A 16,326-nucleotide genomic window follows, 5' to 3' on the forward strand; every position below is an offset into this window, starting at 1 on the left:
CTTTTTAGGAATAGTCCCAAACTCTTTTCCTGCACTATGACCTAAGCTTGGGAAGTACGTACTACTGACACTCTGGTGCAAGTAGGTATCGCACGCTCCCACTACGCTTGATCAATAAGTCACCATGCAAGCGCAACCACTACGCTCTAGCAACACCCAAACTATCCCTCCAGTGCCGCGCTTTCCCAGCGTACTGCTGGGTGCGCTCGCCGTCATTCTTATTCTCTGTGCGTGTCTAGGAACAAGCGCCTACTTATATACCACCGCCACCCATTTAGTTTCTGAATACCGACGTCACCTGAACAGTACGGCAGATAGAGCACAGCTGTTTTTTGATCAGCGTGAAACACTGTTACGCGCTATCGCGGCAACGGCGGTACCGGCTATAGAAGTCGCCACACTAGTACCCGCTACACAAACATTGCTTCCTCTGGCTATCCCCTCTTCTGATGCCAAAAATCGCTATCAACTACTACTCACACGTAGGCACTGGAAGGCCATTCGACGAAACGGCACCTTGGTATTCAGCTCTGTAGATTCAACCCTCACCTATAAACTCGCCACCACAGGGGGACGACTGCGTTGGCAACCACAAACACCGCCCCTCTCGTTGCGCTTAAAGCCCTTTAATGCCGATTTACCGGATCGTCAAACCACCATCGTCTGGCTACCGCAAACCGATAGTCTTAGCCTCAATTTGGTGGCTTACACTCCACTTAATCGCGACAACCCAGAAAGCGGCTGGCTAGGGATGGAGTTCAACAATATAGGCAATGCGTTAACCATTACGCCACCACCACCCAATACAACGTACTCCCTGTTCGACACCCACAGGCAAAGCCTGCTATACAGTAGCAACACAGCCATTTCCGCTAACCTAGATTGTCCACCCAAAGACTACTTTGGCTTTAGTGGCGACTGGATACCGCAATACATTGTATTAAGTAAATCCATAGGCACAGGAGGGCTGCGTGTGTGCTATGTGGTGCCTACCAGTAATTTACTGCGCGATGGTCAAACCGCCTTACTCACTGCGGTGATCACCTTAGCGATGGTCATTATTGTCGTGTTACTAGGCACGCAAACCATACGCCGCCGTCTGCTACTGCCCGCGCGACAACAACAGCAAACACTGGTGGATAGCGTATCGCTCAATCAAAAACTGATTGCGATGGCCCCTATTGGACTGGCGTTAGTCAGCTGTGATGGCCGTGTCATCTTTCAAAAAAACAGCCATGCTACAGAGTGGATGGAAAACGATGCTCAGTGGTATTTGCGCTTACCAAACCAACACGAGCGTAACCTTCGCACTGATGTTGAACTTGCCGATGGCCGCACCTTACGTATACAGGCTGTGGCGCTGACCTATAGAGATCAACGCGCCGCCTTGTGTTCCATTATTGATGTCACCGCAGAAAAAGCCGAAGAAGCCTCACTACGACATGCCCAGCACATGGCGGAAAGCGCCAACATCGCCAAGACTCAGTTCTTAACCACGATGAGTCATGAAATACGCACCCCTTTGTACGGCATTTTGGGCACCCTTGAATTAATGGCACTCTCGGACCCCTCTACGCAGCACAGTGCCTATATGGATACGCTACGCCGCTCAGCCGAAACGCTATTTCGCGTCGTGGGTGAATCACTGGACCTATCACGTATAGAGGCCGGTCATATGTCGTTGGAGCTACGTGAGTTTATTCCTCAAGAGTTGGTAGACAGCTCTATTTCAGCCTTTTCAGCCCTTGCGCAACAAAAAGGCTTACTGTTCTACGCCATCATGCCCCCTACAGCGCTGGCTTCAGTACTAGGCGATGCGATAAAAATCAGTCAAATTCTGAATAATTTAATTAGCAACGCCATCAAATTTACACTTTCTGGGCACGTGGTGATACGTCTGTACCTACAATCGCATGACAACCACACTGTGACATTACGTTTTCAAGTGGTGGACTCTGGGCAAGGTATAAGCGCTGACGCTATTCCAAAATTGTTCTTGCCCTATTTCAGTAATAACGATTCCCGCTCAGACCAACCTAGCACAGGGTTAGGGCTATCTATTTGCCAACATCTCGCCAAGCTTATGGAAGGTTCGCTCGCTGTAGTAAGCGAACCTGGGTTGGGCACCAGCATTACCTTTGAGATCACCCTACCAGAGGCCACATCGAGCACACTAGCCCTTAACCGCCCGGCGCTAAGTCTGGCAACCCTACCGGTGTATGTGGCCGGTGATGTACCAGAGATCATCACCAATCTTTGCCAATGGCTACGTCACTGGGGCGCTTACGCTACCCCCTATGACGACCAACCTGCTACCACTGGGGCCATTTTGTTACGCGCTTGGCCCTGCTCTAGCGCACGCGTCAAGCAATGGACGGGACGCCAAGTCATCACCTTGCCAGCCGGTAGCACGCCTACCCTATCGCCCAGCCCCACACTCTTTCATACTCTTTCTACGTCTATACAAGATATAGGTATAGCGATACAACAAGCTCAAACCCTCGCCTATAGCGCTGAGCCGCTTCCCTCCGCTACGGCTATGCATGAGAAAAAGCGTCACATACTGGTGATTGATGACAACCCTATCAACCGACAAATACTCAAAGAGCAATTAACCATCATAGGGTGGGCGGTGCATCTTGAAACGAGCGCTGAAGCGGCTCTAGATATCCCCAAGCTAGATTGTTTTGAAGTCATACTCACCGACTTATTTCTACCGGCCATGAATGGCTATGAACTGGCTCGTACGTTACGCCATCGGGGTTATCATGGACGTATTATTGGTATCACTGCCCACCCCATACAAGACCAAGAATGGGTAGCTGCACAGATGGATGCCATGTTAACCAAGCCACTTACAATGGCTACCTTACGCGCTCATCTTCCCGCCTAGTGGCGTGTTGATTCCCTACGCGTGTTGCCTTCCTCCTACACGACACCTACTATTGTCTAAGCATTACAATGCTTAACAAAAAGAGTAAATCTACGTAGGTCAGCCCACACCCGCTAGTTTGCACCCTTTACAGCGATAAACGCATTGTCATAGCAGCAGTACCCTCTAGCTGAAGCCAGACACCCTAATAGCCAGCTTGTACAATCTACGTACAACTGGAGAGTCTCGCCATGACTGACCTACAACATGAAGCTGCTACCCATGTGGAGACCACCACAACACCAGGCCCACATGTTCTGGTAGTAGAGCATCAGCGCTTGCATCAACGCCTGTTACAAGAACAATTAGAGAGCATAGGCTGTATCACCACACTGGCCCATAATGCCAACGACACCTTACAAAAATGGAACGAAAGCAGTCATGATCTGCTGATTACCGCCGTGGATCTGCCGGATCAAACAGGCTACCAGCTTGCCCAAGCCTTACGCCATCAAGGCAGTCAAACCCCTATTATTGGTATTATCAATCAGTTGGAAGAACGGCCCCTTTGCTTACAAGCGGGCATGAATGCTGTGCTCATTCATCCACTACATACTGCAGCTATACAAAACCTGCTACATAGTGTGGTCAACAGCCCTATACCTAAGCGCTACCGTGCTGTTTTTCAACAAACCATGGGCACAGATGTAGCCTTGTTAGAGCAAGCACTGCACGAAAAGAACAACGACGCCGCACAAATAGTGTTGCATCGTATGGCTGGGGCCCTCGTCGTAATGGGGATACACGATATGGCTAAAGCTATGCATCAACTCAACATCCAGCTTAGCCAAGATGCCAATGGGCACGATGCTGCCCACGCCCACGCTATTGCTCTCTGCACTGCTCTACGCGACTTAATAGATAAAACGTAGCTAACAATACGCAAGGAATACTGCATGCTAACTTTCAATAAACTGCGCGTTGTCATCGCTGACGACCACCCGCTAATTCTGATGGGCATACGTGAGCTTCTAGGACGAGACATCAACATTGAGGTTGAGGCCGTTGTCGCCACGCCATCAGAGCTTGTGAAGCAGTTGGAAGCATCAACACCGGATGTTGTCATTACCGATTACTCCATGCCTGGCGACGAGCAATATGGTGATGGGATTCGCTTTATTTCTTATTTGCAGCGTAGGTTTGAGAACGTTCAGTTGATCATACTAACCATGGTCTCTAACCCTATGATTATTTCGTCGCTCTATGATGCTGGAGTACAGGGTGTGGTGCTCAAACAAGATGAGCTCTCTGAGATTATGGTGGCGCTACACCTACTGCGTCAGGGGGTGAAATACTATCCAGCCTCCTTTAAGCAGTATGCATCCAGAGCCACTTTACACAGCTCCGTACAAGATAGGCTCAGCACACTTAGCCCTAGAGAATTCGAAGTACTACGACTGTTTGTACAGGGAAGCTCCATTAGCGACATAGCCGAACAACTAAGCCGTAGTATTAAAACCATCAGCGCGCAAAAAATAGCCGCCATGCGTAAGCTGAATGTGCAAAACAACCAAGACCTGATTGCGTTCTGCGCTCAGCATAATTTATTTACCTAGCCTTCACACCATCTTATGCCTATGCATCCACTGGGCTAACTCTATAGCTGGTAATGGCGTAGAGTACAAATAGCCCTGTGCATAATCACACCCTGCTTGGCGCAACAAGCGCGCATCGGCAAACTGCTCTACTCCCTCGGCGGTAACAATCAGATCACGCTGTTTACCGGCTTCAATGACCGCCCGTACATAGTCGGCTTGATGGGGGGCGGCAGAGATACCCTGCACCAGACTGCGATCGAGTTTCAGTTCTGAAAAAGGCACTAGCATCAACCGCTGTATAGAGCTGTAATTCACCCCGAAATCATCCATTGCCAACCCAAAGCCACACGCCACCAAACGATTAGCCCCTGCATATAAAGCCTGTGGTGTAGCGGTATCCGATGTTTCCAACAGTTCAAACGTAATATCTGCCGCGGCCCCTTGGTGCGCCAGTACAGTCTGCTGCAATGTATAGGCCAAGTCAGGATCATCGAGCAAATAGGTAGGTAAGTTAATCGCGACGGGCAACGTTACGCCCTGACGACGCCAACGCGTTTGGAACACCAAGGCCTCGTGCAGCATATGCAACAATAACGCCTTATCTAGCCCATATGCCCTGCACCATGGCAAAAATACACTAGGCGTTACTACCCCTTGCTCTGGATGACACCAACGGGCCAAAACCTCTACAGCCACTAAACGCTGGGTATGAAGACAAACCTTAGGTTGAAACCAGGCCTGCATCTGCTTTTGCTCTAGGGCATTCACTAACGCGTATCGGCTGATGGCTGGTGTGCTATGACGTTTTCCCCATGCTTTACCCGGCGACGTGCGCGGCTCTGAATGCCCTCTATCGTTAGAGAGGGGCGGTAAAGTCAATAAAGAAGAAAACATGAAGGATCCCCGAACAGCAGATGGGCATCCATACACCACAGAAAGTGCTATACAGGCCATCGTTAGCCCGTAGCATAAAATGCGCTGCTTCTACTCAATACGAGAGCAGTCTGCAAGCTAGATAAGACCTGTCTGAAAACAAGATAAGAGCAATCTGAAGGCTGGCAGGGTGCTGAGTAACTTAGCACCCTGCTACCTATATGTAGCGCTACACGCGTGCTGCACGTCTTCCTACTAAATACCCAAAGGTTAATGCAGGCCCTAGCGTAATACCCGCCCCTGGGTACGAACCCGACATAAGCGAATTGGCATCATTACCCACTGCGTACAAGCCTGGGATCACTTGCCCAGCGCAATCTCGTACTTCGCCCTGCGCCGTAATATCTAGCCCCATGGTGGTACCTATATCGCCCGAAAACACCTCAACGGCATACAACCTGCCTTCTAGGGGTTTAACGCATTGGTTAGGGCTATGGTCAGGGTCTCCCAGTGCGGTTTGATAGGGGGTAGAGCCTTTACCAAAAGCGGGATCTTCCCCTGTCACTGCATGCTGATTGAAGTTTTGGATAGTCTGCGCTAAGCCTACCGGATCAATACCGGTGGCCTTGGCAAGCTCGACTGCCGTGGCACCTGTTTTTAAATACCCAGAGCGTATATAGCGCCCTATGCGCCCCGGCGCGCAAGGTACAGCCCCCAAGCCATAACGGCGCAACGCGGCATGATCACACACCAACCATGCTGACTGCCGTTTTTCTTCCCGTAGCTTGACCACCATATTTTGAACAAAATCGTGGTAGCTCACCGCTTCATTCGTAAACCGCTGCCCATCATGCCCAACCGCAATCACACCCGGTTTTGCGCGATCCATAAACAGATGCGGAAAGGGTCGTGTAGAGCCATCGGGCTGGGGAATCAACGATACGGGTGCCCAACTTGCGGCATCAGAATTACTGTTTACAAACTTCGCGCCTGCCTGCTCAGCAATACGTATACCACCACCAGTAGAACTTTCTGGTGCCATAGAGTAATGCGGCAACCCGGCTTGCACATGCGGCACCGTGGCAGCACGACGCTCAGCATCTTGTGGATAACCTCCCGCCGATAGCACCACCCCTGCACTAGTGCTGATGCGCTGTTCACCCTCGGGCGTCTGTACTACGGCAGCCACAACGTGCCCTATCTCGTCACGTTCTATAGAGATCAACTCACACTGAGTGAAGACGGGAATCCCCAGTTCAAAAGCCGTTTCAGCCAACGGTGCAACCAGTGCAGCGCCAAGCTTAATTTTGGTGTCTCTGCCGTGCGTCAGACGATCTTTGTAATACGCTGCGACGGCTTTGGCTGCCCAGACAAACGATGCGAACTGTCTGGTCATACGGGGAAAGTGGAACAGCCCCATACGCCCTAACTGCAAACCACCCAAAATGGTGAATTCACGTATAGGCGGGCGTAACCGGGCAAGCTCTTGGCCAGTGAAACGCTACTGCCTGAACACCACGCAGCATACCGTCAAATGAACGTCTCGTTTCACGGCAACATCATGGCATATTCAGCCAACCCGTGGGTGAAAGAAATGATCGACCAGATTTACAACGTGCCGCTGATTTCAGACCGCGTCATCATCTGGAAAAGCCGCGAGATATTCATCCGTACCCACGATGATCACCACCGTATTGCACGCGCCTTAGCCAACCGCGACGGAGCACGTGCCAGCGCCATCATGCGCGAACACGTTAGCTTCTCCATCGAATACATGCTAAGTCAGCTTAAAGAGAATTCAGACGCCACAGGCTCCGGCCACGGCAAACTTCATCATATAGGCCTATAAGGCTCACCCATTTTGTAGCAGTGCTACAGCAACAATAAGGATAATCAACATGAGACTATTTCACTCCCCCGCTTCCCCCTATGTACGCAAAGTCATGATGGCGGCTTGGGAACGTAACGTACAAGACTCTATCGAGATTCTGGGCTCTGCAGCAGGCCCTGTAGTACGTGACCCCAACATTGTTGCTGTGAACTCCTCCGGCAAAGTGCCTTGCGCTATTTTGCCTAGTGGTGCGCCACTGTTTGATAGCCGCGTTATCTCGCAGTACGTAGACAGCCTAGCTAGCCCCGAAGGCAGCCTCTACCCTGCTGATAGACGCTTTGAAATCCTAACGCTAGAAGCCTTGGGCGACGCCATGCTGGACGCCTGCCTACTGTGCCGCTACGAAACCGTGATGCGCCCCAAAGAGCTGTACTGGGAAGACTGGTTTAACGGCCAAATGGCAAAAGTAGACTCTGGCTTAGATGACCTAGAAAACAAATGGTTTGATGCCTTAACTACGGGTGGTTTCCACGCGGGTGCTATTGCTGGCGCGTGTACCCTAGGCTATTTGGACTTCCGTTTCCCCGATAAAGACTGGCGCACTACACACCCTAAACTGGCGCAGTGGTTTGCGGATGTATCCAAACGCCCCTCTATGCATGAGACCTTTCCTAAGGGCTAGGTCGCTTTAAACTCCTATCCTCTTTACAAAAAAGCCCAATTTTTCATTGGGCTTTTTTGGTGCTTAATTTATACATTACAAAGAATAAAAAAGCTCTGCATCATCAAACCAATCCAAAACCTCTAGCACTAACGCATCTATAGAGTCCGTTAATACCACATCAAACTCCCTGCGCCGCTCATGGGGAATCGCGAGCGGTAGCTCAGTGCAGCCCAATACCACACCTACCACACCTTGCTGCTGTAATGCTTGTACCCCTTTTGCTGCCGGTAAAAAAGCATCCACAGTACGGTTTGCTTTGACCGCTGATATTGCTGCCACACAGCACTCGTCAATAACGCTTTGATTAGGCACTACTGGCTCAAAACCAGCTTGTTCTAGGTATTTTTGGTATAGGCCAGAGGCCAACGTAGCAGGTGTCCCCATAATGCCGATACGTCCCTCACGTAATCCCTGTCGATGCAGATCATGCACTACTGACTCCACAATATGCAGTACAGGAACGCTAACTGACTGTGCAAGCTCCTCGTACCATAGATGCGCCGTATTGCAGGGGATTGCAATACAGCTCACGCCCATTTTCTCTAAAGCCTCAACCCCTGTTTTCATCGCAGGAAAAGGGTCTCCCCCATTTTGCATTTTGGCATTAGACCTATCAGGAATTCGTGGGTCATTACGCAAAATTACAGGCAAGTGCTCTTGATCCCTACTGGCGGGAGTCAATTGCACTAAACGATTCACAAATGCGGCCCCAGCTAAAGGGCCCATCCCTCCTAGCACCCCTAAACACAGACTAGCAGGGTAAGGCTGCCCTTCGTGCATTTTGAAGACCATACTTGGTTCAATATCTTCATGCATCACTACCCCCTGCTAAGCCCCCTAAGCTTAACTGCCACAAGGCAAGATATGCCGCAGCTTGACAAGGCTCTACCACAAACAAGCCAGTCTGCTCTTGAAGCGGCTGCCGTAAACCCGCCATTCCTGCACAGCCTAACAGCAATACATCCGCCCCCTTCGCCTTTAGCTCTCCTGCTGCCATCACCATACGATCTAGCGCCAGCTCTGGATTTCCGGACTGCTCTACCGTGAGATTAAGCGGCACCTCATCCGCTACTGCATGGTCTACACCTAATGTTTTCCAATAACGCCAGTGCCTAGGAATAGCCGCTTCGGCAACCGCAATCACCCCAACACGCGAACCTCGCGTTAACGCCATTTGTATCCCAGCCATTCCTGAACCAATAACGGGATAAGGTACCCGCTCCTTTGCTGCCAGCACTCCTGGATCACTAAAGCACGCCACAATCACTGCATCAGTATTTACCTCTGCAAGATGCTCTACCATTTTTACCGCGGCAAGGTCTGCATCGTGTTGAGTCACTATCCCTACGGGAGCCCCCTTTACACACTCATACGTAAAAGCAGCATACTGAGCTACCTCACTTGTCTCTATAGACTGCTGTATAGATGCCGTGACCTTACATGAGGAATTAGGGTTCAACACCAAGATATTAGATTTGTTTTTATTCATGATTTTTCCACCATATAAGCATCACACTTTTACCTGCTGTACTCGTTGCCGTTTTTCCAACTTACCTAAAGCAATCACCATAGGTAGTAGCAACACTAGATAAATCGCTGCGGCCAAAACGATTGGTGTCGGGTTGTACAACATGGATTGCGCCGTACGCGCTGCGTACAACATTTCCGGCACAGCAACTACGCTGGCAATCGTCGTCAGCTTCACCACTTCGATCCCATTGCTAACTAGATCGGGAAACACGTTTCGTACCGCTTGGGGAATTTCCACATACCACAGCACCTGCCATCGTTTCATACCGGTAGAAAGCGCGGCCTCTCTCTGCCCCTTGTGCACACTACGCAAACCGGCTCTAAAAATTTCTCCAAAATAGCTGGAGTTATTCAACATGAACCCTAACGCCACACACTGCAGTGCAGACAGCTCGACATTCAAGTACGGAAGCCCTGTATAGAGAAATATCAACAAAACCAAGGGCGGGAAGGCTCTAAAAAAATCGATATACGCTATCAAAGACCACTTAACCAACCTGTTCTTAACAACAAACCCCAATACAGCCACCAACAACCCTGAAGCAATACCCAATGGTATAACCCAAGCCGAAAGCAATATTGTTACCAGCAGGCCATCTATAACGTATGGAAAAACTTCTTTAATAACACTGATATTAAAGAAATAGTAAACAATCTCTTCCATGCTTAATTTCCTTAAAATCAGTTAACGCCGTATTTAAATTCCACCCAACGACCAAAGATCACTATAGGTAGAAAAATAAGAATGTAACCAAGAGCACCCAGCATCAGGGGAGTAGGATTACCAGCAAAACTGGTAGCAGAAGTAGCCTCATTAAGTATCTCGTTGAGCGCAGCCACTGAGCCATACGCCGTCCCTTTGGTAATAGCGATAACCCTGTTGGTTAATGGCGCAACCATGACTCTTGTAGCCTGTGGCATCACGACAAACAACATGGTTTGTGAGTGGTTCAAACCTGTAGAACGAGCAGCCTCAACTACACCTTTGGGTTGTGACTCCATACCAGCCCAAAAAACCTCTTCTGAGTACACCGCCAACACTAACGTTAACGATAGCCATGTAGCAGTAAAAGCACTGAATGAAATTCCTAGGAAAGGAAAAGCATAGTAAAAAAGTATTATCAACACCAATGGAGGTAACGATCTAAAAACGTTAACAAATGAGATAATAAAAATTCTTAATGATGAGTTTTGAAAGCTACGTATATAAGCAAGAAAAAAACCAGATATTAATCCTGCAACAACAATAGAAATACCCAGCTCAATTGTGACTATCGCCCCATCAGCAACCTGACGCCAATAACGCTCTGCTACTTCCACATTAAAAAATGTGAAAATCAAACGGTCTAAATCCATAACCTTAGACCCCCTCTACACTGGCAGACTGGTTCACATATCGAGAAATAAAACTTGCTGTGCGCGGGTGTTGAGGCGCTCCAAAAACCTGCTCAGGCAGCCCCTGCTCTACAATGCTTCCCTGGTCCATAAAGACCACTCTGTCAGAAACCTCACGCGCAAACCCCATTTCATGGGTTACCACTACCATCGTCATACCCGACTCTCGTAGTTCTTGCATCACATTCAGCACCCCTCCTACCATCTCAGGGTCTAAAGCGCTGGTTGGCTCATCAAACAAAATGATCCCGGGCGATAGTGCTATAGAACGCGCGATCCCTACTCGCTGCTGTTGCCCCCCTGATAGCTCAGAAGTTCGTGCACTCGCTTTATGATCCATCCCGACCCTAGCCAAAGCCTCCATGGCTATGCGTTTTGCTTGCTCAGCAGAAAGCTTTTTTACTTTGCGAAGTGCTAATGTCACATTACCTAGCACATCAATATGGGGGTACAAGTTAAACGATTGAAATACCATACCGATGCGCTCTCGCATCTTATTTAAGTCTACTTTTGCCGCGTAAATATCTTTACTCTCTACTAGGACTTCACCACTACATGCCTGCTCCATCCTGTTGCAACACCGTAGTAAAGTGCTTTTCCCCGAGCCTGAAGGTCCAATGATAGAAACCAACTCGCCTTGATGAACATTTAAATCAATGCCTTTAAGCACCAATGTGTCACCGTAGTTCTTACATAGATTTTTTATTTGTAATACTGGTTTTTTCACGATGTCTCCTCCTTCAAAGCCTCCTGAAAAGCAGTTGCAACTTTTCAGGAGGATCCGCTATCAATTACATACAGGCTCAACAGGGGTTTCGCTGTAACCATACAAACCCGGTATGCCATGCCCTTCTACGATGACAACGGTTGCAGAGTCGGGCTCTGCACTCATTCCAAACCACTTCTCATGCAATGCCTGCAATGTCCCATCTTGCTTCATACATTTCAGGGCATTACTGACCTTATCTCTATTCTCAAAGTCATCAATTCTGAATGGAATAGACCACACTGACCCCGTCCGTATCAGCGATGTGGTTTTGATACTGGGATTACTTTTCACAGCCCACGCTGATGGTGTCACCCCAGCCAGATTCGCATCAGCACGTCCTGAAATAACGGCCTGTACCGCATCAGCATTCGTGCCGTAGACCCCAATTTCATACCCATACTCTTGTTGATTTTTTCGCGCCCACTCCTCTGGGCCCGATCCTTTATTCACCGTGATGGTTTTCCCTTTTAAATCCTCTAAACCAGCAATGTCTTCCCTGTCTTTTTTAACGACTAAAGTAAAATTATTTTCCAAATAACCCTCTGTAAACAATACAGATTTAGCTCTTTCCTCTGAAACAGTAGTTGGCGCCAACAAGAAGTCATATTTGCCTGCATTTAAGGCAGGAATCAGTACTGAGTACTGTGCACCATCTATCACTATTTCCCTTCCTAAACGCTTTGCAATTTCCTCACCAAGATCCACGTTAAAACCTTGGTAACCGCCATTTAGATTAGGAAATGCATGCGGTGGAAAATTGGGATCAATGGCACTGCGTATAGGGTCTGCAGACACAGGTACTGTGCAGGCCATAGAAAAAACCACTATCGAAGTTTTTATAATTTTGGAAAATTTAAAAACCATGACAATTCCTCCTTTAGGAATTCATTGAGTTAGATATTTATTATTACTAGGTAGTTTTAGGTGTTAATCATTCACACCGATATCCAAAGGCTCTCCAGCACCTTTTCTTTCTACGATCAACTTGTAGTGCTCGGGTCTTCTATGCTTCTCAAAGTTAAATACATGCTCTCTGAATCCCTGCCCTAACGTTAGATCTATGTTGGTAAAAATGACCTCATCATCTTCGCCAGTAGCTCGTGCGACAATCTCGCCGGATGGGGCAACAATCATCGAACTCCCTATCATGTGATAACCATCTTCGTAGCCACACTTGCCTGCCGCAGCAACCCAGATACCGTTTTGATAAGCACTAGCCTGTAAAACAATTTCATGTGTTGTGGTTCGCAGATGTACCGGCTCATTCCAATGGATATTTTCTGAAGGCGTGTTATAGCCAAGCACGACCAACTCTGCACTTTGCAGTGACATCACTCGGTAGGTTTCCGGCCAACGGCGATCATTACACAAGCACATCCCAGTACGCACGCCGTCTAAGTCCCACACGCCAAAGCCTTGGTCACCCACTTCAAAGTACTTCTTCTCTAAGTGCTGAAATGGAGCCTCAATTTTGTGATCGCTGTGGCCTGGCAAATGTACTTTTCTATACTTTCCTATTATTTTCCCGGACTTATTCACCAGAATAGAAGTATTAAATCTCCTACCGTCTTCAGTGATTTCCGCATAGCCCAGATAGAAGCCAATTTGATGTTTTCTAGCTGCCTCGAACAAAGGTTCTACATCTTTATTTGGCATCGTTTTTTCAAAGAAACGTTCGATAGCTTCTTCTTCTGACATCCAATAGCGCGGAAAAAATGTTGTCAGCGCTAACTCAGGAAAAACTACCAGCTCTGCCTGCCTTGATGCTGCCTCTTTCAACATCTCTACTAATCTGGCCACAACTACTGCTCGAGAATCTGCCAGATTGACCGCTCCCATTTGAGCCACTGCTAAGCCCATCTTCTTTTTAGACACAACCGTACCCATGAGTGAACACTCCGAATGAAAACTGCAATTGAATGAAAATTAATCTGCTTGAGAAAAAAGCTGTCTCAAGAAGGCTGCTCTTGGAGCAATGGAACGCTGGCGCATCAAAGGCGCAGGTACACCTCTGGCGATGAACTGGCCTCGACCAGCCTCTGCTATCAGGGTTTCATTCTCGACTATGCATACCCCTCGGCTAATCACTGTGACGGGCCAACCCGTAACGGTTTTACCTTCATAGGGGGTATAGCCCACGGCATCGTGCAATGACTCTGCTTTTATTGTTACTTCTTTCTCTGGATCCCAAATGGCGATATCGGCGTCCGCGCCTACTTGCAAACAACCTTTCTGGGGATACAAACCATACATACGGGCATGATTAGTAGAAGTCAGCGCAACAAATTGCTGTAAGTTGATCCTTCCCTTACGTACCCCCTCAGAAAACAGCAAAGGCATTCTCACCTCCAAGCCTGGTAAGCCATTGGCTACCATCTTGAACGTAGTCGCATCACCTGCAGGTAGCTTTCCACTCTCATCAAAACGATATGGAGCATGATCTGAAGACAATAAAGACAAACTACCTGATGCTAAGCTTTGCCATAACGCCTCTTGAGAGGCTGGGTCACGAGGTGGTGGACTACAACAAAATTTAGCTCCCTCCACACCAGGCAAATCTAAGTCTTCTGCTGTTAATAACAAATAATGTGGGCAGGTTTCCCCATGCACTGACGCTCCCAACACTTGAGCATCATGAATCACTTGTGCGCCACCTTGCGTGGACACGTGCACGATCAAAACAGGAACATCCAATACTGACGCCAATTTAATGGCTCTATTGGTGGCTTCATCCTCGGCATTGGGATCATGGCTTACGGCATGATATTTTGGCGCGGTATAACCTGCTGCTAGCAAATGACGAGTAATCCAATTAATCACATCGTTATTTTCAGCATGAATCATGGGAAGAGCCCCTTCCCGTGCTGCCACTGCGAACACGTCTAACAACTCAGAGTCATTCAACTTTAATTTGTCATACGTCATGAACACCTTGAATGACGTAATACCACTGCGAATCAACTCCGGCAGATGCTGATGTAACGCCTCAGGCGTCGCGTCAGAAATAATCAGGTGATAGCTGTAATCAATAACTGCCTGTTTAGCGGCCGAGGCCGCATAATCGGCCGCCACTTTTTTCAAAGACTGGCCCCGATGCTGTGCAGCAAAAGGAATAATTGTAGTGTTGCCTCCAAAAGCAGCAGACACACTGGCACTGTACCAATTGTCTGCACACAACACCCCCATACTGGATAGCTGTTCCACATGACAATGGCTATCTATACCACCAGGCAATACCAAATAGCCTTCTGCATCTATTGCTTTCTTCCCTGCCGCTAAAGGCTGTTCCCCGATTGCTATAATCTTGCCATCTTGTATGCCGATATCACCGATATAATCTTGGTCCTCGGTCACAATCCTAGCTCGGTGAATACTGAGATCAAACTGCGTCATCCTCTGCACTCCTTTCTTACCATGTAGAGCTTTTACTGCCTTGCTCTTTCTTTGTTGTCATGGTTATAGAATGCATGAAGAACACGGATAGGAAAACTTGAGAATACTGCCCACCCAAGTCCTCTTACCACAACACAAAATCCACTAAGCTATTGATAAACATATTTTTTTTATAACAGAAACAACAAAAACCAACCTTCACCCATAACCTATAATCATAGGTGTCGCACAAAGTTTTATAAGCTAGTCTCTTTTTTTATACTGCCACCCAGCAGTCATGACCTGAAACCTATACATAGAAGATCGCCCTACTTCTGATTTCTCAGTCACCATAGAAGGAAGCCCGCATCATGGAGTCTCCCCCCTCAGCATCCCTACACCGCATAGGACCTCTAAGCCTGAGGCAAATTGAAGTCTTTCATGCCATTATTCTGACAGGCACATTAAGTGATGCAGGACGACTGCTACATGTGAGTCAACCCGCTATCAGTAGAGTGCTGTCTCATATGGAACAACGATTAGGTTATGCGCTGTTTCACAGACACAAAGGCAGACTTCAGGCCACCCCCGAAGCCCAACGACTAACAGTAGAGCTGCAATCCATACACGAAGGCGTAGTACGTCTCAATGATCTTGCGCTTGCTATGGGACGCCGTGATGAGGGGCTAATTAGCATTGTGTCTTCCCCCAGTTTCAGTGAATGGTTAGTACCCGAAGCAGCCGCTCGCTTCAAGCAACGCTATCCTAAAGTGGCTATAAAATATAGAACAATGGGCATGGACAATTTAATTCCACACCTATTAGCGGGCCATGCCGATATTGCTATCTCCTTAGCCAAACCAGAACATCCCAATATCATTTCGCGTGCGTTGCGACACGGCAATATCTTCTGCGCTATTCCCGAGTCTCACCCCTTAGTTCAGCAACAGCGCATCGAGCCGCAACACCTGCAAGAAGAAAACTTAATTGGCTATAGCAGGGATACCCCTTTGGGCGAAACCATTAACCATTACTGGAACTCGCACAATATTCGACTTGATGTAGCGATTGAAGTGCGCTCACCACAATCAGCGTTCTCCTTTGTGAGGCGCAATCTTGGCATTGCACTAGTGGACTCTTACGGACTAACAGTCTCTAACCTGCAAGGAGTGTGTATTCGTCCCATACACCCCGCCATACCATTGTCAGTTTACGTAAATCACACTAAGCTAACTCCCCCGTCCTCATTAGCTCAAGATTTCATACAAGAGTTTTCTACCGTATTAAAAACAAACTTAAAAACAAACACTCAAACTCTGCTAGAACAATAAAATCAGTCTAACCGCTGATGTTTTAGCACGC

16 protein-coding genes are annotated in these 16,326 nt (G+C 48.2%); 6 read left to right on the forward strand and 10 right to left on the reverse strand.

Going from position 1 to position 16,326, the window contains the following annotated elements; genetic code table 11:
- Positions 1 to 124: 124 nt before the first annotated feature.
- The 3 genes from GY634_RS14715 to GY634_RS14725 all read left to right on the forward strand — a co-directional run bounded on the left by GY634_RS14715 (position 125) and on the right by GY634_RS14725 (position 4,488).
- Positions 125 to 2,893: an ATP-binding protein gene (locus GY634_RS14715; RefSeq protein ID WP_166409481.1), complete on the forward strand. Its 2,769-nt coding sequence runs from the start codon at positions 125 to 127 to the stop codon at positions 2,891 to 2,893.
- Positions 2,894 to 3,123: 230 nt separating this feature from the next.
- Positions 3,124 to 3,804 (forward strand): response regulator, encoded by a 681-nt coding sequence (locus GY634_RS14720; RefSeq protein WP_166409482.1) that lies wholly within the window; start codon positions 3,124 to 3,126, stop codon positions 3,802 to 3,804.
- 24 nt (positions 3,805 to 3,828) lie between these two features.
- Positions 3,829 to 4,488, forward strand: coding sequence for a response regulator (locus GY634_RS14725; protein WP_166409483.1), 660 nt, complete (start codon positions 3,829 to 3,831; stop codon positions 4,486 to 4,488).
- A 3-nt stretch (positions 4,489 to 4,491) separates the two neighbouring features.
- On the opposite strand, the gene GY634_RS14730 is transcribed toward GY634_RS14725, so the two are convergent.
- Positions 4,492 to 5,364: an EAL domain-containing protein gene (locus GY634_RS14730; protein ID WP_166409484.1), complete on the reverse strand. Its 873-nt coding sequence runs from the start codon at positions 5,362 to 5,364 to the stop codon at positions 4,492 to 4,494.
- A 208-nt stretch (positions 5,365 to 5,572) separates the two neighbouring features.
- Positions 5,573 to 6,739, reverse strand: a complete 1,167-nt coding sequence (locus tag GY634_RS14735) for an FAD-binding protein (protein WP_207625619.1) — start codon at positions 6,737 to 6,739, stop codon at positions 5,573 to 5,575.
- A gap of 90 nt (positions 6,740 to 6,829) precedes the next feature.
- Between GY634_RS14735 and GY634_RS14740 the strand changes: the two genes are divergently transcribed.
- Both GY634_RS14740 and GY634_RS14745 read left to right on the forward strand, forming a co-directional pair.
- A complete protein-coding gene (locus GY634_RS14740) occupies positions 6,830 to 7,192 on the forward strand; it encodes an FCD domain-containing protein (RefSeq protein ID WP_278249051.1) in 363 nt (120 codons plus the stop codon).
- A 49-nt stretch (positions 7,193 to 7,241) separates the two neighbouring features.
- Positions 7,242 to 7,856: a glutathione S-transferase family protein gene (locus tag GY634_RS14745; protein ID WP_166409487.1), complete on the forward strand. Its 615-nt coding sequence runs from the start codon at positions 7,242 to 7,244 to the stop codon at positions 7,854 to 7,856.
- A gap of 75 nt (positions 7,857 to 7,931) precedes the next feature.
- On the opposite strand, the gene cuyB is transcribed toward GY634_RS14745, so the two are convergent.
- From cuyB to hydA, 8 genes are all read right to left on the reverse strand, one after another.
- Positions 7,932 to 8,678: a cysteate racemase gene (gene cuyB, locus GY634_RS14750; protein ID WP_207625621.1), complete on the reverse strand. Its 747-nt coding sequence runs from the start codon at positions 8,676 to 8,678 to the stop codon at positions 7,932 to 7,934.
- A gap of 28 nt (positions 8,679 to 8,706) precedes the next feature.
- Positions 8,707 to 9,387: an aspartate/glutamate racemase family protein gene (locus tag GY634_RS14755; protein WP_166409488.1), complete on the reverse strand. Its 681-nt coding sequence runs from the start codon at positions 9,385 to 9,387 to the stop codon at positions 8,707 to 8,709.
- Between the two features lie 21 nt (positions 9,388 to 9,408).
- Positions 9,409 to 10,092: an amino acid ABC transporter permease gene (locus GY634_RS14760; protein ID WP_166409489.1), complete on the reverse strand. Its 684-nt coding sequence runs from the start codon at positions 10,090 to 10,092 to the stop codon at positions 9,409 to 9,411.
- A gap of 17 nt (positions 10,093 to 10,109) precedes the next feature.
- On the reverse strand, positions 10,110 to 10,784 hold the full coding sequence (locus tag GY634_RS14765) for an amino acid ABC transporter permease (protein ID WP_166409490.1): 675 nt from the start codon (positions 10,782 to 10,784) through the stop codon (positions 10,110 to 10,112).
- Positions 10,785 to 10,788: 4 nt separating this feature from the next.
- A complete protein-coding gene (locus tag GY634_RS14770) occupies positions 10,789 to 11,550 on the reverse strand; it encodes an amino acid ABC transporter ATP-binding protein (RefSeq protein ID WP_423227307.1) in 762 nt (253 codons plus the stop codon).
- 60 nt (positions 11,551 to 11,610) lie between these two features.
- A complete protein-coding gene (locus GY634_RS14775; RefSeq protein WP_166409491.1) occupies positions 11,611 to 12,456 on the reverse strand; it encodes a transporter substrate-binding domain-containing protein in 846 nt (281 codons plus the stop codon).
- A 63-nt stretch (positions 12,457 to 12,519) separates the two neighbouring features.
- The gene (locus tag GY634_RS14780; protein ID WP_166409553.1) at positions 12,520 to 13,452 is read right to left on the reverse strand and encodes an N-carbamoyl-D-amino-acid hydrolase; all 933 of its coding nucleotides are present in this window, start codon (positions 13,450 to 13,452) and stop codon (positions 12,520 to 12,522) included.
- Positions 13,453 to 13,518: 66 nt separating this feature from the next.
- Positions 13,519 to 14,985 carry a dihydropyrimidinase gene (gene hydA / locus GY634_RS14785; protein WP_166409492.1) on the reverse strand — a complete coding sequence of 489 codons (1,467 nt, stop codon included), beginning with the start codon at positions 14,983 to 14,985 and terminating at the stop codon, positions 13,519 to 13,521.
- Between the two features lie 350 nt (positions 14,986 to 15,335).
- Between hydA and GY634_RS14790 the strand changes: the two genes are divergently transcribed.
- The gene (locus GY634_RS14790) at positions 15,336 to 16,295 is read left to right on the forward strand and encodes a LysR substrate-binding domain-containing protein (protein WP_166409493.1); all 960 of its coding nucleotides are present in this window, start codon (positions 15,336 to 15,338) and stop codon (positions 16,293 to 16,295) included.
- The last annotated feature ends 31 nt before the right edge of the window (positions 16,296 to 16,326 follow it).

Origin of the sequence: Paenalcaligenes suwonensis, assembly GCF_011290505.1 — a bacterium.
Taxonomy (GTDB): Bacteria; Pseudomonadota; Gammaproteobacteria; order Burkholderiales; family Burkholderiaceae_B; genus Paenalcaligenes; species Paenalcaligenes suwonensis.

Coding starts and splice junctions, on each gene's coding strand:
- GY634_RS14715 (WP_166409481.1), top strand. CDS start 125: ATGCAAGCGCAACCACTACGCTCTAGCAACACCCAAACTATCCCTCCA.
- GY634_RS14720 (WP_166409482.1), top strand. CDS start 3,124: ATGACTGACCTACAACATGAAGCTGCTACCCATGTGGAGACCACCACA.
- GY634_RS14725 (WP_166409483.1), top strand. CDS start 3,829: ATGCTAACTTTCAATAAACTGCGCGTTGTCATCGCTGACGACCACCCG.
- GY634_RS14730 (WP_166409484.1), bottom strand. CDS start 5,364: ATGTTTTCTTCTTTATTGACTTTACCGCCCCTCTCTAACGATAGAGGG.
- GY634_RS14735 (WP_207625619.1), bottom strand. CDS start 6,739: ATGACCAGACAGTTCGCATCGTTTGTCTGGGCAGCCAAAGCCGTCGCA.
- GY634_RS14745 (WP_166409487.1), top strand. CDS start 7,242: ATGAGACTATTTCACTCCCCCGCTTCCCCCTATGTACGCAAAGTCATG.
- cuyB (WP_207625621.1), bottom strand. CDS start 8,678: ATGCACGAAGGGCAGCCTTACCCTGCTAGTCTGTGTTTAGGGGTGCTA.
- GY634_RS14755 (WP_166409488.1), bottom strand. CDS start 9,387: ATGAATAAAAACAAATCTAATATCTTGGTGTTGAACCCTAATTCCTCA.
- GY634_RS14760 (WP_166409489.1), bottom strand. CDS start 10,092: ATGGAAGAGATTGTTTACTATTTCTTTAATATCAGTGTTATTAAAGAA.
- GY634_RS14765 (WP_166409490.1), bottom strand. CDS start 10,784: ATGGATTTAGACCGTTTGATTTTCACATTTTTTAATGTGGAAGTAGCA.
- GY634_RS14775 (WP_166409491.1), bottom strand. CDS start 12,456: ATGGTTTTTAAATTTTCCAAAATTATAAAAACTTCGATAGTGGTTTTT.
- GY634_RS14780 (WP_166409553.1), bottom strand. CDS start 13,452: ATGGGCTTAGCAGTGGCTCAAATGGGAGCGGTCAATCTGGCAGATTCT.
- hydA (WP_166409492.1), bottom strand. CDS start 14,985: ATGACGCAGTTTGATCTCAGTATTCACCGAGCTAGGATTGTGACCGAG.
- GY634_RS14790 (WP_166409493.1), top strand. CDS start 15,336: ATGGAGTCTCCCCCCTCAGCATCCCTACACCGCATAGGACCTCTAAGC.